Origin of the sequence: Myxococcus sp. CA005 (assembly GCF_006518205.1) — a bacterium.
Taxonomy (GTDB): Bacteria; Myxococcota; Myxococcia; order Myxococcales; family Myxococcaceae; genus Myxococcus; species Myxococcus xanthus.
Map to the genome: position 1 here is coordinate 1 of NZ_SRLV01000028.1, position 25,331 is coordinate 25,331.

Consider the following 25,331-nt stretch of genomic DNA (forward strand, 5'->3'; position numbering starts at 1 on the left):
TTTTTCAAGCGGCAGGCGGCATACGAGTTTCATGAGCGTCTCGTGGGCTCGGAGATGTGTAGAAGAGACAGGCCGTGAAAGCGGGGGGGGACGCGGAGGACCTGGGGGGGCAGGAACTGGAGGCGTCCGACGAGGGCGACTTCGAGTTCCGGATCGCCAGCTTCTGAGTTCGGCGCGCGGGGAACGAAGCCCCGCTCCAGCAGACGGCGTCGGGGGACAGCCGTCATCTCGAAGGGTGGCCGCGTCGGGACCGGGGGGCCGACGACCACATGATGCGGGCGTCGAGGACGCGCTCATCCGGAGAGGCGCTGGAGTGCGGACTTCCAGGGAGTGAGGGAGGGGGCGCGCCCCAGGCCCTCCGTCTCCAGAGAATCCAAGGGCTCTGGAGGCGGAGGCCCCCTGGCTTTCATGCGATACGGTGCGGCCTCCTTCTCGATGGGAGTCCTCACATGAAGTCCGCGAAGTGGGCGGCCCTGCCGCTGTTGCTGCTGGCCGCCTGTGCCACCACGGGGCGCCAGGGCGCTGCTGACGACTCGCCGCCGCGCCTCATGTCCTGGTCGGAGCAGATCTCCGAGCGCGAAGCCTGGCTGGAGAAGCGCCACGGCATGCTGCTGGACATGATGCGCCGCCATGGCGTGGGCATGTGGGTGGTCGTCAACGAGGAGTTCCACGACGACCCGCTCACCCAGTTCATCGCGCCGCCGCGGCCCTACGCAGGTAACCGGGACATCTTCGTGTTCGTCGACGCCGGGCCCGAGGGGCTCAAGCGCGTCGCGCTCTCCGGCTACTCGGAGGCCACGCTCGCGCGCTTCTTCGAGCTGCCCGAAGAAGGGCGCAAGCCGCAGGAGGTCCTGGCGGACCTGAACACGCGCTATCAGCCCCGGACGATTGCCCTGGGCATTGGCGGCAAGCGCGGGGTGACGCGCAGCCTGACGAAGGACAGCTACGCCTTCCTGGTGGATTCCCTGGGCGCGGAGGCGGAGGCCCGCTTCGTGAGCGCCGCGCCGCTCATCGAGGAGTACCTGGACACGCGCATCCCCGAGGAGTGGCTGCACTACCAGCGACTGGTGATGCTGACGGAGGCCGTGGTGAAGGAGGCTTTCTCTCCGGAGGTGGTGGTGCCGGGGAAGACGACCGTCGGTGACGTGCGCCGCTTCCTCTATGACAGGCTCTGGGCGCTGGGCGTGGACACCTGGTTCCAGCCGGACCTGCGCGTGCAGCGCAAGGGCGCGGACGGCGCCAGCTCGCGAGGCTTCCTGGCGCCCGCGAAGGAGGACGTCGTCATCCTCCGCGGTGACCTGCTGCACGTGGACTTCGGCATCACCTACATGGGGCTGAACTCCGACTGGCAGAAGATGGCCTACGTGCTCAACGAGGGGGAGACGGACGCGCCGGAGGGCCTCAAGCGGGCGCTGGCCAACACCATCGAACTCCAGGACGCGCTGATGCTGCGCGCCTCCCGTCCGGGCCGCACGTCCGCGCAGGTGTACACGCAGACGATGGCGGAGATGAAGGAGAAGGGCATCGAGGCCATGGTGTACAGCCACCCGCTGGGCAACCAGGGCCACGCGCTGGGCGCGAGCATCGACTTCCGTTCGGCCAGCCGGCAGGAAGAGGCCAAGACGTTGCGCCTCGGCTCGTACATCGCCATCGAGCTGAACACCGCCACGTCGGTGCCGGAGTGGGACGGGCAGAAGGTCTTCGTGATGCAGGAGGACCCGGCCTACCTCACCGAGGAGGGCTGGAAGTTCTTCGTGTCCAGGCAGGAGTCGTTCTACCTCCTGGGCCGCGATGGGCAGGGCGGGCAGCGAAGTCAGGGCGCAAAGGGAGGCAAGGGCGTGACGACGCGTGGCATGCCCATGCTCTGAGCCCGGCCTACGCGCCTCGCCCGCTGGCGTCCGCCCACGTGAGTCCGAAGCGGGCCAGGTACTTCTTCAGCCGGTCCGCGTCGTTGACGCTCTTCTTCTGGGCGCGTGACTGAGCGAACAGCAAGCGCCCCGCGTCCGACAACGAGCGTGATGCCCGGCAGACGCTCAGCACGTCCGCGAGTTGGACCCGGTCGAAACGGTCCAGCTCGCTGGCGAGGTTCTCTCCCAGCACCTCCGCGACCAGGTCCCCGGCGACGACCGCCGCCTTCGCTCCGGAGGGCCGCCACTGCTCGCGCAGCCGTTCGAGCTCCTCGTCCACCACGTCCCGAGTAATCCGTCCGCCCGCCGCCAGCGTGGCCATGCGCAGCACCGCCGCGTTGAGGTCCCGGAAGTTGCCTGCCCACCTCGCCTCGGTGGACGTGGCGAAGTCCAGAAAGCGCTCCTGCGCCTCCTTGTTCATGGTGACGCGCGTGCCCACGGCCTCGGAGGACTGGTCCAGTTCGAAGAGCAGGTTGGGTGGAATGTCCTCCGGGCGCTCGCGCAGCGCGGGCAGCCGGAACGTCCACAGGTTGATGCGCGCGAGCAGGTCCTCCCGGAAGCGCCCGCGCTCGACCTCGACTTGGAGGTCCCGGTTGGTGCCGGCGATGAGCTGGAAGTCGCTCTCCACCTCTCGGTCCGCGCCCACGGGCAAGAAGCGCTTGTCCTCCAGCGCGCGGAGCAACATGGCCTGCTCGTCCGCGCCCAGCTCGCCGATTTCGTCCAGGAACAGCACGCCGCCATTCGCCTGCCGCAGCAGACCGGGCCTGTCGCTCAGCGCGCCCGTGAAGGCGCCCTTCACGTGGCCGAAGAGCGCGGACATGGCGCCGTCGCCCCGGAGCGTGGCGCAGTTGAGGTCCACGAAGGGGCCCGCCACGCCGCGCCGCGACTTCTTCAGCGCGTAGATGCGCCGCGCGAGCTGCGACTTGCCCGCGCCGGTGGGGCCCGTGATGAGCAGGGGCGCGCGGGACTGGACGGCCACCTGTTCGATGCGCTCGATGAGGCGGTTGAACGCCGCGTTGCGGGTGTCGATGCCGGACTTGAGGAAGGCCAGGCCTTCTCGCTGCTCCTGCCGGAAGCGCGCGGCCAGGGTGTCGTACTGGGACAAGTCCAGGTCGATGAGGGTGTGCGTACCCGCGCCCGCGCGGTCCCGGGGGTCGGGTGACACCTGGACCAGCTTGCCGGGGATGAGCCGGCTCTCCACCAGCAGGAACATGCAGATCTGCGCGATGTGCGTGCCCGTGGTGATGTGGACCAGGTAGTCCTCCGCCTCGGGGTTGAAGGCATAGCCGCGCACGTAGTCGAGCAGCGCGCCGTAGGTCTCCTCCAGGTCCCACGGGTTCTGGATGCGCAGGGGCCTGCCCCGCACCTCCGTCTCCGGTGACACCTGGCGGATGTCCCCCGCCAGTGTGGCCGCGAGCGAGGTCGCGTTCGGTGGATGCAACAACTCCAGCCGGTGCACCAACAGGTCCTCCTGCTGGCACAGCGCCACCGTGGGCCGCCACCGCGCCCAGCGCTGCGGCCCCTGCCCGTTGTCCAGCGTCGTCCCGAGCATCCCCAGGACCACCGTCTTGCGCGCGCGCGATTTCGCCATCGAGATAGGATTTTATCTATGGGGATAGGGAATGCCAGCTCGCTTGGAGGGCTCCCCTCGGAAGCGGTGTTGGCACGCCGGCTGCTCTAGGCCTCCTCCGTGATCGGGACACAGCGCCCGGCGGACGACTGAAAGGTGGAGACGATGAGCCGCATCAACGGGAACTACGAGGTGCTGTCGGACGAGGCGGGCCGCCCCATCAAGGCGTGGACGGTGGGGGTTCCGTTCGAGGACGAGGCGAAGAAGCAGCTCCGCAACCTGCGTGGCCTCCCCTTCATCCACAAGTGGGTCTCGGTGATGCCGGACGTGCACCGCGGCTACGGCGCGACGGTGGGAAGCGTGGTCCCCACCGTGGGGGCGGTGGTGCCGGCAGCGGTGGGCGTGGACATCGGTTGCGGGATGATCGCCGTTCGCACGACGCTGCGGGCGGACCAGCTCCCGGACTCGCTGCGTGGGGTTCGCTCGGCGATTGAGCGCGCGGTGCCGCATGGCCGCTCCGACAACGGTGGCCGCAACGACGTAGGGGCGTGGCGTGTGGCGCCCGCGCGGCACCAGAAGGAGTGGGCGCGGTTGGTGGAGGGGTACGACCGCATCGTCGGGAAGCATCCGCGCATCGGCCGTGGGCCGGAGCTGTCGCACCTGGGGACGCTGGGAACGGGGAACCACTTCATCGAGCTGTGCCTCGATGAGTCGGATGGCGTGTGGCTGATGTTGCACTCGGGTTCGCGCGGGGTGGGGAACCGCATCGGGAGCTACTTCATCGAGCTGGCGAAGGAGGACATGCGCCGCTGGTTCATCAATCTCCCGGACGGGGACCTGGCGTACCTGGCGGAAGGGACGGAGCACTTCGAGGACTACGTCTTCGCGGTGAGCTGGGCGCAGGACTTCGCCGCGACGAACCGCGCGCTGATGCTGCAAGAGGCGGTGGATGCGCTGCAGTTGAGCGGTGAGCTGCCTCCGTTCGAGCTGAAGGACGCGGCGGTGAACTGCCACCACAACTACATCGCCCGTGAGCATCACTTCGGGAAGAACTGCTTCGTGACGCGCAAGGGGGCGGTGCGGGCACGAGAGGGTGACCTCGGGATCATCCCCGGAAGCATGGGGGCGCGTTCGTTCATTGTCCGCGGGAAGGGGAACGCGGACAGCTTCCATTCCTGCAGCCACGGTGCGGGCCGGGTGATGTCGCGTGAGGCGGCGAAGCGGCGCTTCACGGTGGAGGACCACGTGAAGGCGACCGCCGGCGTGGAGTGCCGCAAGGACGTGGACGTCATTGACGAGACGCCGGCTGCGTACAAGCCCATCGACGCGGTGATGGCGGCGCAGGCGGACCTGGTGGAAGTGGTCCACACCCTGAAGCAGGTCGTGTGCGTGAAGGGCTAGAAACCCAGAGGTGACCATGCCGGGATGAAGACACCGAGGCGCCCGCGCTCCCCAAGAGGCCGAAAGGCCGCCAGGATGGGGACGCGGGCGCCGCTATTTTCACGGGGGTGTCAGTGCGTGCCGGGTGGTTCGTGAGTCGCGAGCAGCAAGGAGGAAGTCGTCATGGTGCGCATCGATGGTTCATTGGGTGAGGGCGGGGGGCAGGTGCTGCGCACCTCGCTGTCGCTGTCGCTGGTGACGGGCAAGCCCTTCACCATCCAGAACATCCGCGCGGGTCGGAAGAAGCCGGGCCTGCTGCGCCAGCACCTGACGTCGGTGAAGGCCGCGGAGGCCGTGGGGGCCGCGGAGGTGTCGGGCGCGGAGCTCGGCTCGCGAGAGCTGACCTTCCGGCCGAGTGCCCTGGCCGCGGGGAACTACCACTTCGCGGTGGGCACCGCGGGCAGCGCGACGCTGGTGCTCCAGACGGTGCTTCCGGCGCTGCTCCTGGCGAAGGGGCCTTCCACGCTGATGTTGGAGGGGGGAACGCACAACCCCATGGCGCCACCGTTCGACTTCCTCCAGCGGGCGTATCTGCCGCTGGTCCGTCGCATGGGGCCGTCCGTGGAGGCGACCCTGGAGCGTGCCGGTTTCTTCCCTGCCGGGGGCGGGCGGTTCCGGGTCGACGTGCGACCCGCGCCGTTGAAGCCGCTGCACCTGCTGGAGCGGGGGCGCGTGGTCCGTCGCGACCTGAAGGCCGTGATTGCGATGATTCCGTTCGACGTGGCGCAGCGCGAGCTGGGCACGGCGGGAGCGGCGCTGAAGTGGCGGCCCGATGAACTCCGGACGGAGGAACTGAAGCGTCCGCTGGGGCCCGGCAACGTGCTGGTCGCCGAAGTGGAGAGCGAGCACGTGACAGAGGTCTTCACCGGCTTTGGTGAGCGGGGGAAGCGGGCGGAGGCCGTGGCCGGACAGGTCGCTGAAGAGGTGAAGCGCTACCTCGACGCGGACGTGCCGGTGGGCGAGCACCTGTGTGACCAACTGCTGCTCCTCGTGGCGCTGGCGAAGGGCGGCGTGTTCCGCACGCTGCCATTGGATGGGCATGCCGAGACGCAGCTCCAAACCATCGCCCAGTTCCTGGATGTGAAGGTGGAGGTGCGGGAGGTGTCTCGCGAGGTTCGCGAGGTGGAGGTCCGCGCCTGAGCCCCAGGGGCGCGTCCGCTTGCGGGCGGCCCTGGGGCTGAGCATCGCGCGCTCCGCTCGGAGGGCAGTCAGGCCCCATGGCGGGTGGGCATCTCCGTGGCGCGCGGTCAGGCGCCGGCACCATGCATGTGCGGAGGAGACGTCCGCGTGGCAGAGGTACCTGAAGTCGAAATCATCACCCGGGATTTGCGGCAGGCCGTCGTGGTCGGCAACCGGGACGCGGACGAGAGCCTATGGCAGGCGGGGATTGCCCCACGCAGGCTGGCGTCGTCTCTCACGGCCGATGAGGTGGTGCGGCTGGACCGCGCCATCCAGGCGGTGCTCGATGAAGGGCTCCGCATGCGGGGAACCCAGCGAGACCTCTTCGGCGTTCAGGGCCAGGCGAAGCACCGGCGCAACGTGTTTGGCCGCGCCGGGGCGCCGTGCCCGCGCTGTGCCACACCGGTCTCCCATCAACGCATCGGTGGACGGAACACGTACTGGTGTTCCTCGTGCCAGCCCCTGGCGAGCGCACCCGAAGTCCCCGCGCAATCCTCGCTGCTCTGAATCGCGGCGCGTCGCGTGGACCCGTTGATGCCAGGATCCCCGCGAGGCTTCCTCGCGCCCGTGCGTTCGTTCCGGTCAGGCCCGCATGTTAGATCACGTCCCGATGCCCCGGGTTGCTGCCGCCTGAACTCAAGGCCAGCCCCGGAGCATGAGGGGGAACGATGCCGTCAAGAATTGCAGGTGGGCTTCTAGGGCTTGTGTTGCAACTGGCGCCGTGTGTGTTGGGAATGCCGATGGCGCTCGCCGCGTCGCCGCGCGTTTCCGGGGAGGTCACCCACGACCTTCCCGTGAGATTCGAAGACTGCAAGGGTCCGCCTCCGGCGGCGCGAACGACGACGCGTGCGGTGCGTGGGGATGAGCTGCCCGACTTCGTCATCACCGATGTTCGTGCGCCATCGCGCGTCTACGGGCGGGACCCCTTCGAGGTTGTCGTCACGGTCTGCAACATGGGCCGCCGCGCGGGGAGCGCGGACGTCGAGGTGTTCGTGTCCCGGGACGTGTGCATCGCCAAGGAGGACGCGTTGCTCGGGGCCGTTTCCTCGGGATGGGTGGGGGCCGGGAAGTGTGCGTCACGTTCAATCGTCGCCAACAAGGAGGCGTCCCAGTCGGGGATGTGGTTCATCGGGGCCTTGGTGGATCCGCACGCGCGTGTGGACGAGGTCTCGGAGGAGAACAACGCGCACGCTGGCGACTCCGTGACGTTCGACGCGCTTCCCGACTTCACCGTGGAGTCGGTGGCTGTGCCCTCGGTCGTTCGCCCGGAGTGGCCTTTTTATGTGGCTGCCCGTGTGTGCAACAGAGGCCAAGGGTCTGAGCAGGCGACGGTATATCTCTATCGGTCGTCCGACGCACATATCGACACCGACGACGTCGTCATGCGCGACCAGTCGTGGCTCTTTCTCGATGCCGGACGATGCGAACGCGTCGTGTTCGTCGGGGTGCTCGGCGAACCGGGCACTTCGTACCTCGCGTTCATGGTGGATCCGCTGAATGAGCGGCCCGAGGCTGACGAGACCAACAACCTCAGTGTCGTCAGTCCTCTCGAGGTGGGCTCGATTCCCGACTACGTCGTCGCGGCGCTGAGGGCGCCGGCCATGGAGTCGATCAACGGGAGCCTTCCTGTGCGCGCGACAGTGTGCAACCAGGGCACGGCTCCCGCGTCCGCCACGCAGGTGCAATTCCAGCTTCGTGCCAGTGAGCCCTCCGCTGAAGGCGTGTTGCGTGTCTCATCGCGGAACATCCCGGCCTTGGAGGCCAACCAGTGCATCGAGTGGGAGGAGTCGCTGGGCTCCATGGCGAACGCGGCGCGAAGCTGGCGGCTGGTGGCCACGGTGAATCCGGTTGGTGCGCAGACAGAGGCTCATTCGGGCAACAACGACAGGTCCGTGAACGTCCTGCTGGGCTCCTCGGCGGACCTCTCCGTCACACGCATCGAGCCGCTGACGCACGCGCTCGTTCCGGGGGCCTCCTTCACCACGGAAGTCACGGTCTGCAATACGGGAACGCTCTCCGCGTCGGCGCTGGCGGTTCATGTGGCGCTGTCGGATGGCCCGGACCCTCGGGCAGGCATTCGCGTGGGGACCCGGGCCTTTGGCGCGCTAGGCAAGGGTTGCGCGGTGCTTCCCGTGGTGGGGACGGTTCCCACGCAGGGGTTGCCCGCCACTGTCCATGTGAAGGCCTCGGTGGAGCTCGTTGCGCCTGTCGGGGGAGAGGCACACCTGGAGAACAATGCGCTGACAGGCCCCGTGGTGGGGCTGGGGACCGGGCCTGACCTGGTCGTGACGCGGATCGTCGCCCAGGGGCGTGCGGCGTGGCCCGAAGGGAAGCTGCCTGTCTCGGTGACGGTCTGTAATCAGGGCAATGTGCGGACGCCGCGAGCGGCCGTCCAGACGCTCTTCGTGCCGGAGGTGCTCCCGGAGATCTCGGCGGGCATCCAGGGGGCGAAGCTGTCTGTCGAGTCGTTGGCGCCAGGGGCCTGCATCACGTTGGACGCGGAGGCGAGGGTGCCCTACTACACGGGGGCGTTTCGATTGGCGGCGAGAGCCGACATCGACAACGCCATCACGGAGTTGGTGGAGTCCAACAACGACGCCCTGGGGGACATCATCCAGGTGACCCAGCTCAGTGGATTGGTCGTCACGGACCTTCAAGCGCCGACGGCGATCAACACGAACGCCACCATCAATGCCACCGCGACGGTGTGCAACCGGAGCCCGGTGGCTCAGCCTGGCACTGCGGTCGGGCTCGCGCTGCGCACGGAGGATGACTTTCCCGTCTCCGCGCTCTCCGAGTATGTCGTGGTTCCGGCGCTCGTTCCGGGTGCGTGCGCACAGGCGACGCTGCGGGGCTGGTCCAACGTGCCGCAGGAGGGCGCCTACAGGCTGGTGGCTTATCTCGGAGACCCATGGGACGTGTATGCCCCCGAGCAGTGGCGCGCCCTCTTGTTCTCCGTGCCCATCGCCGTGGGGGGCTGGAGCGACTTCGCCGTGACGGCCGTGAGTGCCCCGGTGGTCGTCCAAGCAGGTGACGCGTATTCGACGGAGGTCTCCGTCTGCAATCGAGGCTTTGGTCAGGCGTCGGCCTCCGTGAGGGCCTACTTGTCTCGTGACGAGCACCTGGACCCGGCGGTGGATGTGCGGGTCGGGCAGATGAGCGTGACGCTTGCCCGGGGGCAGTGCCGGACAGTGTCGGTGTCGTCGCGGGCCACCGTCAGCAGCGGGGACGTCTGGTACGTGGCCGCGGACGTGAGTGTGGGTAGCCTCCCGGACCTGGTGTCCGCCAACGATGGTCAAGTGGGTGCTCGGATGGTCGTGACACCCTGAGCCCGAGAGGGGGGCGCGGGCGAGTGGGCAGCGGACACGGTGGCTGTTATGACAGCCCCGTGTCCGACGTCACACCCCCCGCGTCACCTCCGTTTGAAGCCGCGCTGGTCCGCGCCAGCGAGGAGCTCGGCTTCCCCAGCTACTACCAGTCCTGTGTGCGTCCGTTGCTGCGCAACCCGGAAGGCCGCTGGCCGCGGTGCTGTGGCGGCGGGTGTGAGCCGTGCGCCCAGACGCTCATCCAGGTGGCCCTGCGCACCCTGGAGTTGATGGGCACGCCACGCCAGACGCCGCTTCCGGACTGAGGCGGAGGCCACACGTATGTCCGCACCGCACCCGTTGCTGCTCGTGGATGACGACGCCGCGTTCCGCAAAGTCTATGGCGGGCTGCTGCGCGATGCGGGTTACGAGGTAGTGGAAGCTGCGGACCGGCCTTCCGCTCGCGCGGCCTTCGATGCACGCGACTTCCCCCTGGTGCTGCTCGACCTGATGCTGCCTCCCGACGGGAGCGTCTCCGCGGGGCTGGAGGGGCTCGCGGCGTTGCTGAGCGCGAAGCCCGGGACGAAGGTCATCGTCGTGTCCGGGGCAGGGGACACGCGGCACACGCTGGAAGCGGTGCGCCTGGGCGCGTACGACTTCCTCACCAAGCCAGTGGACCCGGATGTGCTGCTGGTGGTGGTGCAACGGGCGCTCGCGCGGGTGACACTGGAGCGGCAGGTGGAGACGCTGCGCAGCTCGCTCACGCGCGCGGCGGGCGGTGTCTCCCTGGTGGGGCAGAGCGCGTCCTTCCTGGCGGCCACGTCCCTGGCGGAGCGCGTGGCGGCCAGTGAGCTGCCGGTGCTCGTCACTGGCGAGAATGGGACGGGGAAGGAGCTGCTCGCGCGCACCGTCCACCTCAAGAGCCGCCGCCACGACGGGCCCTTCGTCCCCATCAACTGCGGCGCACTGCCGGAGTCGCTGCTGGAGAGCGCCCTGTTCGGCCACGTGAAGGGCAGCTTCACCGGGGCGACCAAGGACCACCGTGGCCTCTTCGCGGAGGCGGACGGAGGCACGCTCTTCCTGGACGAACTGGGCGACATGTCGCCGTCCCTCCAGGTGAAGGTGCTCCGTGCGTTGGAGACGGGCGACATCCTTCCGGTGGGCGCGGACCGGCCCGTCCAGGTGGACGTGCGGCTCATCTCCGCCACCCACCAGGACCTGGGGCGCATGCTTCAGGAAGGCGCCTTCCGCGAGGACCTCTACTGGCGCGTGAAGGGCGTTGAAATTCGCCTGCCGCCCCTGCGCGAGCGCTCCGCGGACCTTCCGCTGCTGGCCAAGCACTTCCTCAATCAGTGCGCCCACCTGTGCCCGGACGGGCGCGCCCGGCTGTTGTCGGACGCCGCGGCGGAGGCCCTGCTGGCCCATGCGTGGCCGGGGAATCTGCGCGAGCTGCGCCATGAGATGCAGCGCGCCACCGTGCTGGCGGGGGAGCGGCGCGAAATCCAGCCCGAGGATTTGTCCTTCACCGGCAGCGAGCGGCTGCACGCCACCCGCGCGCCAGGTACAACGACGCTGGCTCAGAAGGTGGAAGCGTTGGAGCGGCGCGAAATCGAGGAGGCCCTGCGGCGCCTGAATGGCAACCGCACGCACACGGCGGAGGCGCTGGGCCTGTCGCGCCAGGGACTGCTCAAGAAGCTGGAGCGCTTTGGACTGACGTGAGTCAGAAGAGCCGGACGCCCAGGCCCAGTCGTACGCTGTAGCCCAGGCGCGTGTGGCTTTCCCCCGAGCGCTCCTGGAAGGACTCCACGCCGAGCTGGCCCGCCGCCAGCGCCGACAGGTTGCTGCCCAGGTACACCTCCACGCCGCCTCCGCCGAGCGCCTGGATGCGCCGCGACTGGCCATTGGACAGACCGATGTCCACCGGCACGTCCAACAGCCCCAGCACGGACACCGTGTCCGCGACGCGCCAGCCCGCCACCAGCCCGGGCGATACGCGGAACAGCACGCCGGAGTAGTTCCGGTCATCCATGTACGTGGCGCCCGAGTTGAGCACCACGCCCAGGCCCAGCGTGGGCGCCAGGGACAGGATGCCTTGCTCCAGCACCTTGCGCCGCACCGCGAGCTCCAGCGAGGCGGAGAGCTGGAACCACTGGAGCCGCGCGCGTGCCTCCAGTTCGAAGCCGGAGATGCCTTGCCGGAAGCCCACGCCGATCTCCGGTGCGCCCACGAAGCCATAGAGCGCCGTGGCTCCGTCCGGCAGCGTCACTGGCGCCAGCACTGCGCCCAGCGGATCCTCGCTCGTGCCGCGAAGAAGCGCCGTGTCAGACGTCGTGACGCGCGGCGTTTCGTCGGCGGGAGCAGGGGCTGGCGCCTGGGCGGCGGACTCCAGGGAAACGAGCAACAGCGCGGACACGAGTGGGCCAAAGCAGCCGGGACGCATCATGAATACACCCTACCCCGCAGAGCGGCGGGCGGAAACCCCAACGATTCCAGGGGCTTGTCGGCGCCTTGCGTATTTGTCCGGCTTGGCGCGAAGATTTAGTAATTCATGGCTACCGCGCTCCCACAACCTTCCACGTATGCCGGACCGGAAGCCCTGGCCGAGGCGGGGGCGCGTCGCCATGCGTCACGAGGCCGGCCCCGGGTGTTGCTGGTGGATTCGGCGCCGGGCGCGCAGGCCGTGCTGGCCGCTGCGCTGGCGGAAGCGGGCTTCGAAGTCCTGCTGGTCGCGGGCGCGCAGGCCGCGTTGGCGTCGCTGGCGGAAGGCGGCACGGCGCCGCAGCTGGTCGTCACCGAGGTGGAGCTCCAGGACGGAGACGGCTTCAGCCTGTGTGGCCAGGTTCGCGCGGACGCGCGCACGGCGCACCTGCCGGTGTTGCTGCTGGCTCGGCGTGAAGAGGAGTTCCACCGGGACCTTGCGGGCGGCGTGGGCGCGGACGACTATCTGGCCCATCCCGTGGACGCGCGAGACGTGGTGGCGCTGGCCCGGCTCAAGGCGGGCCAGTGCAGCGGTGACGCGGCCTTCGCGTCGGACACGCAGCGGCTGCCGCTGACGGACGTGGCGCGAGCGCTGCTGGCGGGCGTCCGCTCAGGCCGCGTGGTGATGGCGGAGGGCCAGGGCTGGTTCGCCTTCCGGCACGGCCTGGTGGTGGACGCCGTCTTCAATGGCGAGCGCGGCAGCCTGGCCTTCCGGCGGATGCTCTGCTTCGGCGCGGGTGATTACGCGGTGACGCTGGGGCCCGAGCTGCACAAGGGCTCGTTCACCATGGACCGCCCGTACCTGTGCGAGACGGTGCTGCAGGGGCTGGAGCGCTTCGACGCGCTGCGTGCCCGAGGCCTGCCGCTGGCATCTCGGCTGACGGTGGACTTCGCCCGGCTGGCGGAGATGCTGGCGTCGTTGCCGGAGGACGTGGGCGAAGTGGTGCGCCTCTTCGACGGGCGCCGCACGCTGCGCGCCATGTTGCTGGAGTGCCAGTTCCCGGAGGCGGTGGCGTACGAGGCGTCCACGCGGCTGTTCGCGCTGGGCATCCTGGTGCCCGCGTGCCTGCTGGAGGAGCGCGAGCGGGCGCACTGTGGCTCCACGGTGCCCGGCTTCTTCGAGCCCGCGCCCTCCGTGGACGCCGAGCCGGTGGATGCGCGGGAGCCGGCCCCCGCTGCCTGCGGTGGGGATGGGGCCTCCGCGCCCTTCACCCTGGTCGGAGGCTCGCAGCCTCCCGTCATCCTGGACTTCCCCAAGAAGGTCCCCGGCGCGTCGAGTGGCGCGGAGGGCCTGGAGGGGGCTGTCCGGTCCGACGACGCAGGCGTTTGAAGGGTTTGACTCGGCGGCCCTCGGTAGGGGACAAGGCCCGGCGCGGGGTGCTCCATCCGCTGGGCGCCCGTTGAGGCACACCCACCATGTCCGGTCACAATCGGTGGTCGAAGATCAAGCGCCAGAAGGCCGCGATGGGCGCGACCAAGGGGAAGCTGTACTCCAAGGTCGTCAAGGAAATCACCGTCGCGTCGCGGCTCGGTGGCGGTGAGCCCTCCGGCAATGCCCGCCTACGCGTCGCGCTGGCCGCGGCCCGCGAGGCCAACATCCCGAAGGACACCATCGAGCGCGCCATCAAGAAGGGCACGGGCGAACTGGAGGGAGAGAACTACGAGGAGGTGACGTACGAGGGCTACGGCCCCGGCGGTGTCGCCATCCTGGTGGAATGCCTCACCGACAACCGCAACCGGACCGCGGCCGACATGCGCTCCACCTTCAGCGCGTACGGGGGCAACCTGGGCGCCGAGGGCGCGGTGGCCTGGATGTTCCAGAAGAAGGGCGTCATCAGCGTGAAGTACGGCCCCTCCGAGGACCAACTGATGGAGCAGGCCATCGACGCGGGCGCCGAGGACGTCATCATGCTGGGGGACGAAGGCTCCGAGGTGCGCACCGCGGCGGCGGACCTGCACACGGTGGCGGGACGGCTCCAGGAGTCGGGCCTGCCGCTGGGGCAGCAGCGGTGGGTGTTCCTCCCCCAGAACACCGTCGCACTGGACGTGGACACGGTGAAGAAGCTCCTGAAGCTGCTGGACGCGCTCGAGGAGAACGACGACGTGCAGAACGTGCACGGGAACTACGAAATCGAAGACGCGATGCTGGATTCGTTGTTGCAGTAGCGGAGTCCTGGAACGGAGTGGAACGTGCGCGTGCTTGGCGTTGACCCGGGAAGCCGGTTCATGGGCTTCGGGGTGGTGGAGGAGAAGCGGGGCCGGCTGGTGCACGTGGGCCACGGTGTCATCAAGGGCGATCCGGCGTTGCCGCTGTCGGACCGCCTGCGGGACTTGCACGGCGCGCTGACGGCGGCCCTGGTGAAATACCGCCCGGCCGCGGTGGCGGTGGAAGGCGTGTTCACCTTCCGCAACGCACGCAGCGCACTGGTGCTGGGGCATGCGCGCGGCGTCGCGCTGCTGGCGGCGGCGCAGGCGGGGCTGCCCGTCTTCGAATACGCGCCGGCGAAGGTGAAGAAGGCGGTGGGGGCGGGCGGCGCGGACGGGAAGGACGCAGTGGCGCGGATGGTGCGGACCTTCCTGGAGCTGGATGCGTCGGTGCTGGAGCGCGCGGACGCGAGTGATGCGCTGGCGGTGGCGCTGTGCCACCTCAACCATGGGCGGGCCGCGGTACCGGCGGCGTCCGCGTCGGGCAAGAAGCGCAAGGGCGCGGCGGCGCTGCTGGCGGACCGGCTGGCGCCCGCGTACCGGCGTCCGGAGGCGAGATGATTTCGCGGTTGCGTGGGACGGTGTTGGAGAAGGACCTGGAGGACGCCACCATCGACGTGGGCGGCGTGGGTTACCGGGTGAACTTCTCCTCACTGGCGCTGGGGAAGCTGCCGGCGGAGGGACAGCCGGTGGACGTGCGCGTGCGCACCGTGGTGCGCGAGGACGCCTTCGACCTCTTCGGCTTCCTGACGAAGGGCGAGGAAGAGGTGTTCCTGCTGCTCAACAGCGTCTCGCGGGTGGGACCCCGGCTGTCGTTGATGGTGCTGTCCGGCATGGAGGTGCCGGAGCTGGTGGCGGCGCTGTCGCGGGGCGAGGTGGCGCGGCTGGCGAAGATTCACGGCGTGGGCAAGAAGACCGCCGAGCGGCTGGTGCTGGAGCTCAAGGACAAGGTGAAGACGATTCACCTGGAAGCGGTGTCGCGCGGGACCGCGCCGGCCGCCGTCAGTGGAGCCCATGCGGACCTGGTCTCCGCGCTGCTCAACCTTGGCTACAAGCAGCCCCAGGCGGAGAAGGCCGCGGACCTGGCCAGCGAACGGCTGGGGGCGGAGGCCACCTTCCAGGCGCTGTTCCGCGAGGCCCTCAAGGCGCTCCGCTCGGGCGGCTGATCGCTGCGACACATCGGGTGTGACGGCGCTGTGACGGCAAAATCCGGGAGAACGGCTGGGCCGTACCGTCCTCTCTCCCGTTGAGAGCTTGAAAGACGCTGGGGCCAGAAGGCCCCAGTGTTGCCCTGTCTTCAGAAGTCGTCAGGCGTCGCGTGATGACGGACAGCAGACGCGATTTCCTACCCGAGTCCGAGTAGGAGCATCCGGCATGGGTGACACTTTCCAGCTCCAGCGGCGAGGGCCGGCACGGCGCCGAGGATGAGGGTTGCATACATGACGTCATGGCGTGCCATTCCTGTGGGGCTGTTGCTGCTTTGCGGGGGAACTGCGGGGTGTGCGCCGCTGGTGGAAGGTGATGCGGGGGAGGAATGGACGCGGGCCGTTCCCGGGTCGCAGGCACCTGTCGACATGTCGAAGGAGTCGTCGGGGCGCAAGGCGCCCGTCCTGTTTCCGCAGCCTTGGGCGGTGTGCAGCGACACGGCCCAGCGGCTGCGTGACATCCGACCGGGACTGACAGGTTCACAGCCGCAGGAACTGGCGCGGGCGGGCGAGGTGCTCGTCTTCAGTGCGGATGACGGCGTGAGTGGCCGCGAGCTGTGGGCCAGCATCGACGGGGCGCGGCAGACGCTCCGGCTGAAGGACCTGCGGCCAGGGCCGGCGGGTTCGCAGCCTCGGAACCTGACGCGGGTGGGGCCCTGGGTCTTCTTCGTCGCGGACGACGGCGTGCATGGCGCGGAGCTGTGGCGCACGGACGGCACGGCGGACGGCACGGTGCTGGTGCGGGACGTGCGGCGTGGGACGGTGGGCGCGGCGCCGGAGTTCCTCACCGAGGTGGACGGCGCCCTCTACTTCACGGCGGATGACGGCGTGAGTGGCCGCGAGCTGTGGCGCACCGACGGCACGGAGAAGGGCACGGAGCGGGTGCACGATTTCCTGCCCGGCGCGGGTTCGCTCGCCCTGAGCCAGTTGACGGCGTGGGGCAAGGGCCTGGCGCTGGTGTCCGCCAACGCCGCGGAGACGGTGCTCTGGTGGGTGGACCGCCAGGGCCGGCCGACGCGGCTGTTCTCCCAGCAGGGCGCCGGGGTGATTTTCGGGCTGACGCCGGCGGGCCGGCACCTGTTCTTCCTGTTGGACCCGGGCACGGAGCAGGGCGAACTGTGGGTGGCGCGCACGGCGCCGCCGTCCGCCGAGCGGGTGCGGACCTTTCCAGGTGACTACCCGGCGTACCTCGCCGCGCTGGATGACACGCTGTACTTCTTGGCGGGTGCGAGCGACTGGTACGGCAACCCAGGCGACGCGGTGCACGGCGGCGAGCTGTGGCGCAGTGATGGCTCGGCGCAGGGCACGGGGCTCGTCGGGGACCTCTGGCCAGGCCCCCAGGGGTCGATGCCCAAGGAGCTGGTCGCGCTGGGCGGCGAGCTGTACTTCACCGCGGACGACGGCGTGCACGGCCGCGAGTTGTGGCGGACCGACGGCACGGCGCAGGGCACGATGATGGTGCGAGACATCGCGCCGGGGCCGGTGGGCAGCGTGCCCACGGGGCTCAAGGCCGAGTCCGGCTGGCTGTTCTTCTCGGCGGAGACGGCGGGGCACGGGCGCGAGGTCTGGTACAGCGCCGGCCGCCCCTGGGTGACGAGCCGGCTGCTGGACATCGCGCCGGGGGCCGCGTCGTCGAACCCGTTCAACTTCGTGCGCGCCGGCTTCAACATCTTCTTCGCCGCGTCGGATGGAGACAGGGACCAGGAGCTGTACGCGGTGCCCTTCCGCCCCTGGTGGCTCTGCTTCAGCCGGGACTGCTGAGCGCTAGGCGGCCCGCCGTGACGCGGGGGTGGGCCGCACGTCGCCGAAGTTGGGCGCGGGCAGGACGATGGTGGGCGACAACCCGGGCGCCATGACGTGCGCGGTGAGCTGCGAGGACGGGTGGAAGTTGATGAACGCGCCCTCCACGGAGGACGTGCCCGCGAACAGCTTCTCCACCACCATGGAGGAGTACTGGTCCAGGGAGTCCTCGCGCGTGTTGCCGTTGAGGACGACCTCCCAGCCCATGTGCTCGGCGAAGCGGCGCACGCCGGGGATGGCGGACTGGAGCGGCGTGTAGCTCTCCGTGGCCACGCCATTCTCGCTGGTGACGAACACCTCGCGCGAGGTGGCCACCGCCAGCGACATGTTGCCGCGCGTGTGGCCGGGCGTGCTCAGCAGCGCCGCGCCCTGTCCCAGCCACACGTCACCGTCCAGCAGCACCACGCGCTCGCGGGGGATGTCGGCGCCGCCCGGGACGAGCCACACCGCCTGCATGGGGTGCGGCTCCAGGGCCACCTCCCATTCGGCGCGCTGCACCAGCAGCCGGGCCCGGGGGAAGTACGCGGGCATGCCGTCACCGCCCAGCCAGCCGCGCAGGTCCTGGATGTGGAGGTGGTCGAAGGCCAGGTAGTCCACATCCGACGGGATGAGGCCGAGCGCGGCCAGGTGGCTCTGCACCGAGCCGTGCCGCGTGGACATCACCTTGTCTGAAACGAAGCCGCCGTAGCGCTCGCGCAGCGCGCGGTAGAAGGGGGCGGAGACGCCGCGCTCGTAGTCGGAGGGGTTGAACAGCAGCGTTCGCCGCGCGCCCTCCCGGTCCACGAACTGCACTACCTGCATCCGGTTCGTCAGCATGACGTAGGGCGCCGGAGACGACGCCGCGCCGCTGAAGGCGAACTGGGCGGGGTAGGGGAAGGTGACGAGGTCGCAGGTGGCCACCGCGGCCACCGGGCCTTCCCTCACAAAGGCCTCCCGCGCATCCAACGCGGCCCGGCGGAGCTTCTGGAGCCGGAGCCCGGGCACGGGTTCGGCGCGCGCGCCGGCCAGGGAGGGGAGGGGACGAAACGCAGGGCTCGTGTTCATGCGGTCTCCAGGCTCGACTCTCGCATACGGCAGGCGCACTTCAATCGCCTCGGAGTATCGGCGGGGGCTGTGCCTGGAACGCTGGGAGGGGGCCCTACCTTCCCCTGCCCGCGCCCGCCTGGCTGGCAGGGCCGGCGGCCGTCTGGATGTATCGCCGCCAGATGTGCGGCGACACGCGCGGCCTTCCTGTATAGGGTCCGGATGGTCATGGCGAGGAAGTCCGACACACTCTCGGAAGACGTCCTGCCCGAGGACGTCCGGCTCGAGGCTTCCCTGCGTCCGCGCTCGTTCGACGAGTACGTGGGCCAGGGGCCCGTCGTCGAAAAGCTCAAGGTCTACGTGCAGGCCGCGCGCAGCCGGGGCGAAGCCCTGGACCACTGCCTGTTCTCCGGCCCGCCGGGCCTGGGCAAGACGTCGCTGGCGCACATCATCGCGAACGAACTGGGCGTGGGAATCCACGTCACGAGCGGCCCCGCCCTGGAGCGCAAGGGGGACCTCGCGGGCCTGCTCACCAACCTCGACGCGCGGGACGTGCTCTTCATCGATGAAATCCACCGCCTCAACGCCGCCGTGGAGGAATACCTCTACCCGGCCATGGAGGACTTCCGGCTGGACATCACCATCGACACCGGGCCCGCCGCCCGGGCGATGAAGATTGATTTGCCGCCCTTCACGTTGATTGGCGCCACCACGCGCACCGGCCTGCTCACCTCGCCGCTGCGCGACCGCTTCCAGATTCAGGAACGGCTGGAGTACTACGACGCCAAGGCGCTGGAGAGCATCCTCCACCGCTCCGCGCGCATCCTGGGCATTCCCCTGGACAAGGACGCCGCGCGCGAGGTGGCCAGCCGTTCGCGGGGCACGCCGCGCATCACCAACCGGCTGCTGCGCCGGCTGCGTGATTTCGCGGAGGTGGAAGGCAATGGCAGAATCACCCTGGAGCTGGCGCAGAAGTCGCTGGACAGGCTCGGGGTGGACGCCAGCGGCCTGGACTCCATGGACCGCAAGATTCTGCTGACCATTCTCGACAAGTTCGGCGGCGGCCCGGTGGGTGTGGAGACCATCGCCGCCAGCGTGGGCGAGCAGCGCGATACCATCGAGGACGTGTACGAGCCCTTCCTGATGCAGGAAGGCTTCCTCCAGCGTACGCCGCGGGGCCGGATGGCCACGCACCGCACGTACCAATATTTCAAGAAGCAACCACCGCCCACGCCCCAGGGCAGCCTCTTCTGAGATGCCATGAGCCAGGACACGCCTTCCTCACCGCCCCGCGTCCCCCGCGACTTCTACGCCGACCTGATGCGCGCTTCCCAGACGTCGCGCGCCGGCTTCCTCGCCGAACGCGAGCGCTGGCTGCGCGGCGTGCCCGTGGAGGGGCGGGAGGAGCTGCTGTTCGAGTTCGAGATGCTGCTGCGCGCGGTGGAGCGCTACCTCAACCTCAACACGGTGGTGGACGCGCGCGACAGGCCGCTCGTCACGCGTGACTTCCGCGAGGAGCTGGCGGACGTGCGCGACGCCATGGACCGCGCCATCCGTGTCGCGCGCCACCTGCAGGACCCGGACAGCGACCAGAAGATGGTCTTCCGCAAGTACGTGGAGACCCAGCTCGCGGACGACCGCGTCCGGCGCGCGCTCATCGAAGAGCAACTGGACCAGGAGACGCCGCCCGAAAGCCTCTTCGTGCTGCGCGAGGCCTTCGACGCGCTGAAGAACCTGCTGGACCACCTGCTCAAGCTGCCGGCGGCGAACCTCGGCCTCTTCCAGGACGTGGGCAAGCTGTCTCTGCGGGAAATCGTCCTCAACCGCTACTTCCGCCCCTTCCGCCCGTTGGAGTTCCGCGTCGAATACGACCGGCTCCGTTCGGTGCGGCTGCTGGACACGCTGGTCACCCTCCAGGAGGAGCAGCGCACCGCCTTCACCACCGCCTTCCTGGGCCTCTTCCGGCTGCTGCACTACCTGGCCTACGTGGACGCGGAGGAGCAGCCGCCCTTCTCCCGTCGTGTGCGCGTGCTGCTGGCGCTGGTGCGCAGCGAGGCCACCGCGCTGGCGTCGTGGATGCACTCGGAGCTGTCTCCCAATGCTGGCTCCAAGTCCCTGCAGGCCGCCACGCTGCGCGCCGCGCGCGACATCGCCCGGGAGACGGAGCGCGTGGCCCGCGAGGTGCTGGTCAACCTGGACCGCGACGCGGAGGCCCCCCTGCGCGCCGCGTCCGCCTTCACGGCGGTGCTGCGCACGCAGGTGGTGGCGCTGGTGGAGGCGTTGGCGCCCAACGGGGGCCTGGCCGACGGTGTCTTCGACGAACTGATGAGCCCGCAGGAGGCTGCGCTGCGCCTGCGCAAGGACCTGTGGGTATACGCCCAGCTGTGCCGCGCCGCGGAGTCCCACTTGCGCGCCGAGGACGTCCCCGCCGCCGAGCGCGTGCTGGACGCCCTCAAGGGCTTCCTGGGCTACTTCCACGACGGCAGCTACCAACTGCTGCGCTACGGCGACTACGACGCCTTCGACCGCTTCACCTCGCTGCTGGTGGAGCTGCCCTGGCCTCCAGAAGGGCCTGGCATCCGCGCCCGGCTCGGCGAGGACCTGCGGCGCTTCATCCAGACGCTGGAGTCCACCTTCCACTCCGTCAGCCGTCGCACGCACCTCCAGGGCCGTGGCTTTGATCGCCAGGACGCAGAAGCCCTACGGGACAGGTTCCTCACCACCCCCGCACGCTGATACAGCCCCGTCGTGGTGCTACTGGCCACCCCGCATGGCGGCCCCTGTGTGGGGGGAGTTGTCACGGCGGGTGTTTGCGTCGTTGAGTTCCTTGCGCTATGGACGCGCCCGTGTTGCATGGAAGACACGGGTTGGTGACGAGGGGGAGGGCGCGGGGATGCCAAGGACGGGGATGACAAATCCCCGACATCGGTGTCGCGGTTCAGGAGGGAATCAGCAATCCGCTACGGGGGGAGGGGCGCCAGGCCGGAACCGGTGCCCCTGAAGACGCACGAAAAAGCCGAGCAACTCCAAGGGGTTGGAGCTGAATTTCAAGCCCGCGGCGCTGCCAGGCATGTCACACGGAAGTGGCATGCTGCTTGCTGGACTCGCGCGTCACATCAGACCACTGATGAACGTTTCCAGCCCTCCGGCGGGTCTGGAGCGGAAGCTCCGCAGCACCGAGAAGCCACGAGGCGACACCCACAATGCGACCGTCCTCCTACAACCAGCGCACTCTCTCGAAGATCGCCTCCCTGCAGGGCGTCGGGCTCCACTCGGGTGCCCGGGTGACGCTCACCCTGCGCCCGGCGCCCCCGGGGCATGGCATCGTCTTCGTGCGCACGGACCTCGCCCGCCCGGTGAGCATCCCCGCGCTGGCGGAGTACGTGGTGGACACGTCGCTGGCCACGACGCTGGGGCGTGACGGTGTCCGCGTGGGCACGGTGGAGCACCTGATGGCGGCGCTGGCCGGCATGGGCATCGACAACCTCCGGGTGGAGCTGGACGGTCCGGAAGTCCCCATCATGGACGGCAGCGCGGCGCCCTTCGCGGCGCTCATCCAGAGCGCGGGCGTGCGGGAGCAGGAGGCGCCCAAGGAGCTGCTGGTCATCCGCAAGGCGGTGTCGGTGGTGGACGGCGACAAGCAGGCCTCGCTCACGCCGGCCCGGCACTTCCGCATCAGCTGCACCATCGACTTCGAGCACCCCGTCATCCAGGGCCAGTCCTTCGACCTGGACTTCGGTGACCGGGACTTCGCGCGTGAGATTTCCCGCGCGCGCACCTTCGGCTTCCTGCGGGACGTGGAGAAGCTGAAGCAGATGGGCCTGGCCCGGGGCGGTTCGCTGGAGAACGCCATCGTCGTGGACGAGGTCTCCATCCTCAACCCGGACGGGCTGCGCTTCCCGGACGAGTTCGTTCGCCACAAGATCCTGGACGCCATCGGCGACGTGTCGCTGTTCGGCCGGCCCGTCATCGGCCACATGACGGCGTACAAGACGGGCCACGCGCTCAACCACAAGCTGGTGCGCAAGGTGATGTCCGACCCGAGCTGCTACGAAATCGTTCCCGCCCGCCGCCGCGAGCTGGAGGGCATGGGATTGGGCTTCTCTGGACTGGCCGGCGCGCTGGACTTCGAGCCGCTTGTCGCCTGACGTCATTAACTTGCAGGTCCGGTAAGGCTCGGCTAAGTGGGCGGGATATGCTCAACCGTCCCACCCGCGTCATCCTCGCCGCGCTCCTGGCGGCCTCCTTCACCGCCGGCTGTAACAAGGAGAAGGCGCCGGCCACCGCTCCCGCGGCGCAGCAGGCTGCGGGTGAGCCCGCGCCCGACACTGTCGTCGCGACGTTCGGCGACGGGCAGAAGATCACCTACAAGGAGCTCAGCGAGCGCCTCCAGGAGCCGCTGGCCAACCTGGAGAAGCAGAAGTCGCAGCTCCTGAAGCGTGGCCTGGACGGCATGGTGACGGAGAAGCTCGTGGATGCAGAGGCCAAGAAGCGCGGCCTCTCCCAAGAGGCGTATCTGAAGGCGGAGATCGACGACAAGGTCCCCGCGCCCACCGAGGAGCGCATCAAGGAAGTCTACGACGGTGCCGCTGGCCAGCTGCCCGAGGGTTCCACCTACGAGCAGATGAAGCCGCAGATCGTGGAGTTCCTGACGCAGCAGCCGAAGCAGGAGCGCGCGCAGGCCCTCTTCGAGGAGCTGCGCAAGTCCGCCAACGTCAAGCTGACGCTGCCGGAGCCGCCGCGTCCCCCGGTTGTCCGCAAGCAGGTGGCCGCCACGGGCGCCGCCAAGGGGGGGCCTGAGGGCGCGCCCGTCACCATCGTCGAGTTCAGCGACTTCCAGTGCCCGTTCTGCAGCCGCGCCAACCCGGCGCTGGCGCAGGTGCAGCAGGAGTACGGCGACAAGGTCCGCATCGTGTTCCGCCACTTCCCGCTCGACTTCCACAAGGAGGCGCCGAAGGCCTCCGAGGCCTCGCTGTGCGCGGGCGATCAGGGCAAGTTCTGGGAGATGCACGACCTGCTCTTCGCCAACCAGCAGGCGCTGGGCGTGGACTCCCTGAAGAAGTACGCCGCCGACCTGCAGCTGGACACGGCGAAGTTCAACGCCTGCCTGGACTCGGGTGAGAAGGGCGCCATCGTTCAGAAGGACCTGGCCGAGGGCAAGCAGGCGGGCGTGTCTGGCACCCCGGCCTTCTTCATCAACGGCATCCTGCTGTCCGGCGCGCAGCCCTTCGAAGAGTTCAAGAGCATCATCGACGCGGAGCTGAACGCGCCGAAGAAGTAGTTCCCGGCAGTCGGAGAGGTGGGCAGTGGCGACACGACCCAAAGCCACGCCCCGCCTCGCGAGTGATGCGGCATCGCTCGACCTGGAGCGGCCGCTCGCCCAGGGGTTGTCCCCCTCCCGTCCCCTCCAGGCCTGGTTCCACGGGCCGGAGGGGATGGTCCTCCTCCAGGAGCCGCCCGGCTTCGCTGGCTTCCTTGCCGGCAGCCTGCGCACCCTGTCGGTGGAGGAAGTCTTCGCCCACGTCCTGTCCGGCATCCGCAGCGGCCTGCTGGCGGTGCAGCACGCCACGGGGCGCCGCACGGTGTCCTTCCGGGACGGGCAGGTGGTGTTCGCCACCTCCACGGAGCGCTGGGAGCGGCTGGGTGCGGCGCTGCTCCGCCTGGGCTTGCTGACGCAGGCGCAGCTGACGCAGGCCCTGTCGCGCGTGACGCCGTCGCGCCGCATCGGCCAGGTGCTGACGTCGGAAGGGCTCGTCTCCGAAGCCAACCTGTACAGCGCCATGACGTACGTGGTGCGTGAGGTGGTGCTCAGCCTCTTCGAACTGGAGGACGGCAGCTTCGTCTTCGTCGAAGGCCCCGCGCCGATGGCGGACGTGGTGAAGCTGCCCGAGCGCACGCGGGACCTGGTCCTCACCGGCATCAAACGGGCGGAGCTGGTGTCTCGCCTGCGTCGGCGCTTCCCGGACGACACGCGCGTCACGCTGGGGTCCGAAGGACCGCTGCCTGGTGAGTCGCGGTTGTTCGCCAGGCTGGCGGACGGGCTGCCGCTGGCCAGCCTGCGCGCGTCCTATGAAGGCGGCCCGCACGCCTTCTACACGTGGCTGGAGGAAGCGGTGCGCGGCGGCAACGTGGCCGTCCACCCCGCGGCGCCGCCTCCGGCGCAGGCGCCCGCCGTGGAGGGCATGGCCTGGGAGCTGCTGTCCGCGGAGGAGCGCTACAACCTGCTGTTGTCCCTGGTGCACCGGGCCCTGCGCGAGGCCGGAAAGGACACGGACCTGCTGCGCGGCTTCCTCGACGCGCCGCCGCAGGGACTGGAGGACGCGTACGCCGGGGTGACGCTGGCGGCTGACGGGCGCGTGGACGTGGCGCGGCTGAGGGCCAACCTCTCCACGGGAGGCGAGGCGGTGGGCCGGGCCCTCACGTTGGAGGCCCTGGACGCCTTCGTGTCCTATGCGTTGTTTTCAGCGCGCAACGTCCTGCCCGCGGACGTGGCGGAGCGGCTGTCCAACACCTACCGCACCCTCCAAGGAGGACTGGCCTAGGGGTTCGCACGTGCCCACGTTCGCCGTCACGGCGTTCGGGGCGGGGAGCGGGCATGGTCGCGATTCGGAAGTGGGTGTGGGGACTCCTGGCGCTGACGGCGGCCTGCAGTGGCGCTCGCCAAGCGGTGAAGCACGCGGGGACCGGCGGCTCCGGGCCCGCCCCATCAGCGGAGGCGGCGAGCGAGGACAGCCGCTCGACGACGCGCCGCTACGTGGACGAGGACCTGGGCTTCGAAATCATCCGGCCCACGGCGGACTGGCAGTTGGACGAGACGAATGAGCGCACGCCGGAGGGGCTCGCCATTCCCGTCATCCTCCGCCACAACGTCTCCGGAGCGCAGGTGGTGTTGCAGGTGGCGCCCGCGGTGGCCTCTCCCACGCAGTTCGCGGAGCGGCTCACTGAAGGGCTCCGCCAGCACCCGGGCTTCACCACCACGGACCCGGCGCCCATTCCGCTGTCGGACACCGCGGTGGGCTTCGATTTCCAGGTGGGGGATGGCGTGCACGGCAAGGTGGCCGTGCGTGAAGGCATCCCCGGGCGCGTGTTGATGATGCTGGCCACCTGGCCGGCGCAGGCCGCGGCGGACGTGCCCCAGAGCGTGGATGCGCTCATCCAGGGCGTCCGCCCGCTTGCGGGGCCGGCGACGGCGTGGAAGGTGCCCCAGCGCTGAGGGCGC

General features: G+C 69.5%; 21 protein-coding genes. 18 read left to right on the forward strand and 3 right to left on the reverse strand.

Annotated elements, in window-relative coordinates; all coding sequences use genetic code 11:
* Positions 1 to 449: 449 nt before the first annotated feature.
* On the forward strand, positions 450 to 1,868 hold the full coding sequence (locus FMQ63_RS14695) for a M24 family metallopeptidase (protein ID WP_011554962.1): 1,419 nt from the start codon (positions 450 to 452) through the stop codon (positions 1,866 to 1,868).
* A 7-nt stretch (positions 1,869 to 1,875) separates the two neighbouring features.
* Here the strand turns inward: FMQ63_RS14695 and rtcR are convergent, their stop codons facing one another.
* The gene (gene rtcR, locus FMQ63_RS14700; RefSeq protein ID WP_011554961.1) at positions 1,876 to 3,498 is read right to left on the reverse strand and encodes an RNA repair transcriptional activator RtcR; all 1,623 of its coding nucleotides are present in this window, start codon (positions 3,496 to 3,498) and stop codon (positions 1,876 to 1,878) included.
* A gap of 144 nt (positions 3,499 to 3,642) precedes the next feature.
* Here rtcR and FMQ63_RS14705 point away from each other — a divergent pair, with 144 nt between their 5' ends.
* The 6 genes from FMQ63_RS14705 (at position 3,643) to FMQ63_RS14730 (ending at position 11,120) form a co-directional block, all read left to right on the forward strand.
* Positions 3,643 to 4,878, forward strand: coding sequence for an RtcB family protein (locus FMQ63_RS14705; RefSeq protein ID WP_011554960.1), 1,236 nt, complete (start codon positions 3,643 to 3,645; stop codon positions 4,876 to 4,878).
* A gap of 162 nt (positions 4,879 to 5,040) precedes the next feature.
* Positions 5,041 to 6,057, forward strand: a complete 1,017-nt coding sequence (gene rtcA, locus FMQ63_RS14710) for an RNA 3'-terminal phosphate cyclase (RefSeq protein ID WP_011554959.1) — start codon at positions 5,041 to 5,043, stop codon at positions 6,055 to 6,057.
* A 147-nt stretch (positions 6,058 to 6,204) separates the two neighbouring features.
* Positions 6,205 to 6,603 (forward strand): zinc finger domain-containing protein, encoded by a 399-nt coding sequence (locus FMQ63_RS14715; protein ID WP_020478683.1) that lies wholly within the window; start codon positions 6,205 to 6,207, stop codon positions 6,601 to 6,603.
* Positions 6,604 to 6,890: 287 nt separating this feature from the next.
* Positions 6,891 to 9,425, forward strand: a complete 2,535-nt coding sequence (locus FMQ63_RS14720; RefSeq protein WP_225909381.1) for a CARDB domain-containing protein — start codon at positions 6,891 to 6,893, stop codon at positions 9,423 to 9,425.
* Between the two features lie 59 nt (positions 9,426 to 9,484).
* Positions 9,485 to 9,727 carry a hypothetical protein gene (locus FMQ63_RS14725; protein WP_043612432.1) on the forward strand — a complete coding sequence of 81 codons (243 nt, stop codon included), beginning with the start codon at positions 9,485 to 9,487 and terminating at the stop codon, positions 9,725 to 9,727.
* Between the two features lie 16 nt (positions 9,728 to 9,743).
* Entirely contained in the window at positions 9,744 to 11,120 is a 1,377-nt protein-coding gene (locus tag FMQ63_RS14730) for a sigma-54 dependent transcriptional regulator (RefSeq protein WP_011554955.1), read from the forward strand.
* Position 11,121: 1 nt separating this feature from the next.
* On the opposite strand, the gene FMQ63_RS14735 is transcribed toward FMQ63_RS14730, so the two are convergent.
* Entirely contained in the window at positions 11,122 to 11,844 is a 723-nt protein-coding gene (locus FMQ63_RS14735; protein WP_011554954.1) for a hypothetical protein, read from the reverse strand.
* Positions 11,845 to 11,949: 105 nt separating this feature from the next.
* Here FMQ63_RS14735 and FMQ63_RS14740 point away from each other — a divergent pair, with 105 nt between their 5' ends.
* The 5 genes from FMQ63_RS14740 to FMQ63_RS14760 all read left to right on the forward strand — a co-directional run bounded on the left by FMQ63_RS14740 (position 11,950) and on the right by FMQ63_RS14760 (position 17,050).
* Positions 11,950 to 13,209 (forward strand): PleD family two-component system response regulator, encoded by a 1,260-nt coding sequence (locus tag FMQ63_RS14740; protein ID WP_011554953.1) that lies wholly within the window; start codon positions 11,950 to 11,952, stop codon positions 13,207 to 13,209.
* An 86-nt stretch (positions 13,210 to 13,295) separates the two neighbouring features.
* On the forward strand, positions 13,296 to 14,045 hold the full coding sequence (locus tag FMQ63_RS14745) for a YebC/PmpR family DNA-binding transcriptional regulator (protein WP_011554952.1): 750 nt from the start codon (positions 13,296 to 13,298) through the stop codon (positions 14,043 to 14,045).
* Positions 14,046 to 14,069: 24 nt separating this feature from the next.
* Positions 14,070 to 14,645 carry a crossover junction endodeoxyribonuclease RuvC gene (gene ruvC, locus FMQ63_RS14750; protein WP_011554951.1) on the forward strand — a complete coding sequence of 192 codons (576 nt, stop codon included), beginning with the start codon at positions 14,070 to 14,072 and terminating at the stop codon, positions 14,643 to 14,645.
* Positions 14,642 to 15,250, forward strand: a complete 609-nt coding sequence (gene ruvA, locus FMQ63_RS14755) for a Holliday junction branch migration protein RuvA (RefSeq protein ID WP_011554950.1) — start codon at positions 14,642 to 14,644, stop codon at positions 15,248 to 15,250. The genes ruvC and ruvA overlap by 4 nt, the downstream gene beginning before the upstream one ends.
* Positions 15,251 to 15,658: 408 nt before the next feature.
* Entirely contained in the window at positions 15,659 to 17,050 is a 1,392-nt protein-coding gene (locus FMQ63_RS14760; protein ID WP_225909380.1) for an ELWxxDGT repeat protein, read from the forward strand.
* A gap of 3 nt (positions 17,051 to 17,053) precedes the next feature.
* Here the strand turns inward: FMQ63_RS14760 and FMQ63_RS14765 are convergent, their stop codons facing one another.
* Positions 17,054 to 18,133: a hypothetical protein gene (locus FMQ63_RS14765; RefSeq protein ID WP_026114022.1), complete on the reverse strand. Its 1,080-nt coding sequence runs from the start codon at positions 18,131 to 18,133 to the stop codon at positions 17,054 to 17,056.
* Positions 18,134 to 18,334: 201 nt separating this feature from the next.
* On the opposite strand from FMQ63_RS14765, the gene ruvB reads away from it, so the two are divergent.
* The 6 genes from ruvB to FMQ63_RS14795 all read left to right on the forward strand — a co-directional run bounded on the left by ruvB (position 18,335) and on the right by FMQ63_RS14795 (position 25,325).
* Positions 18,335 to 19,366, forward strand: a complete 1,032-nt coding sequence (ruvB, locus tag FMQ63_RS14770; RefSeq protein ID WP_011554947.1) for a Holliday junction branch migration DNA helicase RuvB — start codon at positions 18,335 to 18,337, stop codon at positions 19,364 to 19,366.
* 6 nt (positions 19,367 to 19,372) lie between these two features.
* The gene (locus FMQ63_RS14775; protein WP_011554946.1) at positions 19,373 to 20,848 is read left to right on the forward strand and encodes a hypothetical protein; all 1,476 of its coding nucleotides are present in this window, start codon (positions 19,373 to 19,375) and stop codon (positions 20,846 to 20,848) included.
* A 467-nt stretch (positions 20,849 to 21,315) separates the two neighbouring features.
* Entirely contained in the window at positions 21,316 to 22,260 is a 945-nt protein-coding gene (lpxC, locus tag FMQ63_RS14780; RefSeq protein WP_011554945.1) for a UDP-3-O-acyl-N-acetylglucosamine deacetylase, read from the forward strand.
* Positions 22,261 to 22,307: 47 nt separating this feature from the next.
* Complete coding sequence (locus FMQ63_RS14785) at positions 22,308 to 23,393, forward strand: thioredoxin domain-containing protein (RefSeq protein WP_011554944.1); 1,086 nt, start codon at positions 22,308 to 22,310, stop codon at positions 23,391 to 23,393.
* 25 nt (positions 23,394 to 23,418) lie between these two features.
* The gene (locus FMQ63_RS14790; protein WP_011554943.1) at positions 23,419 to 24,654 is read left to right on the forward strand and encodes a DUF4388 domain-containing protein; all 1,236 of its coding nucleotides are present in this window, start codon (positions 23,419 to 23,421) and stop codon (positions 24,652 to 24,654) included.
* A 53-nt stretch (positions 24,655 to 24,707) separates the two neighbouring features.
* The gene (locus FMQ63_RS14795) at positions 24,708 to 25,325 is read left to right on the forward strand and encodes a hypothetical protein (protein WP_011554942.1); all 618 of its coding nucleotides are present in this window, start codon (positions 24,708 to 24,710) and stop codon (positions 25,323 to 25,325) included.
* Positions 25,326 to 25,331: the final 6 nt, after the last annotated feature.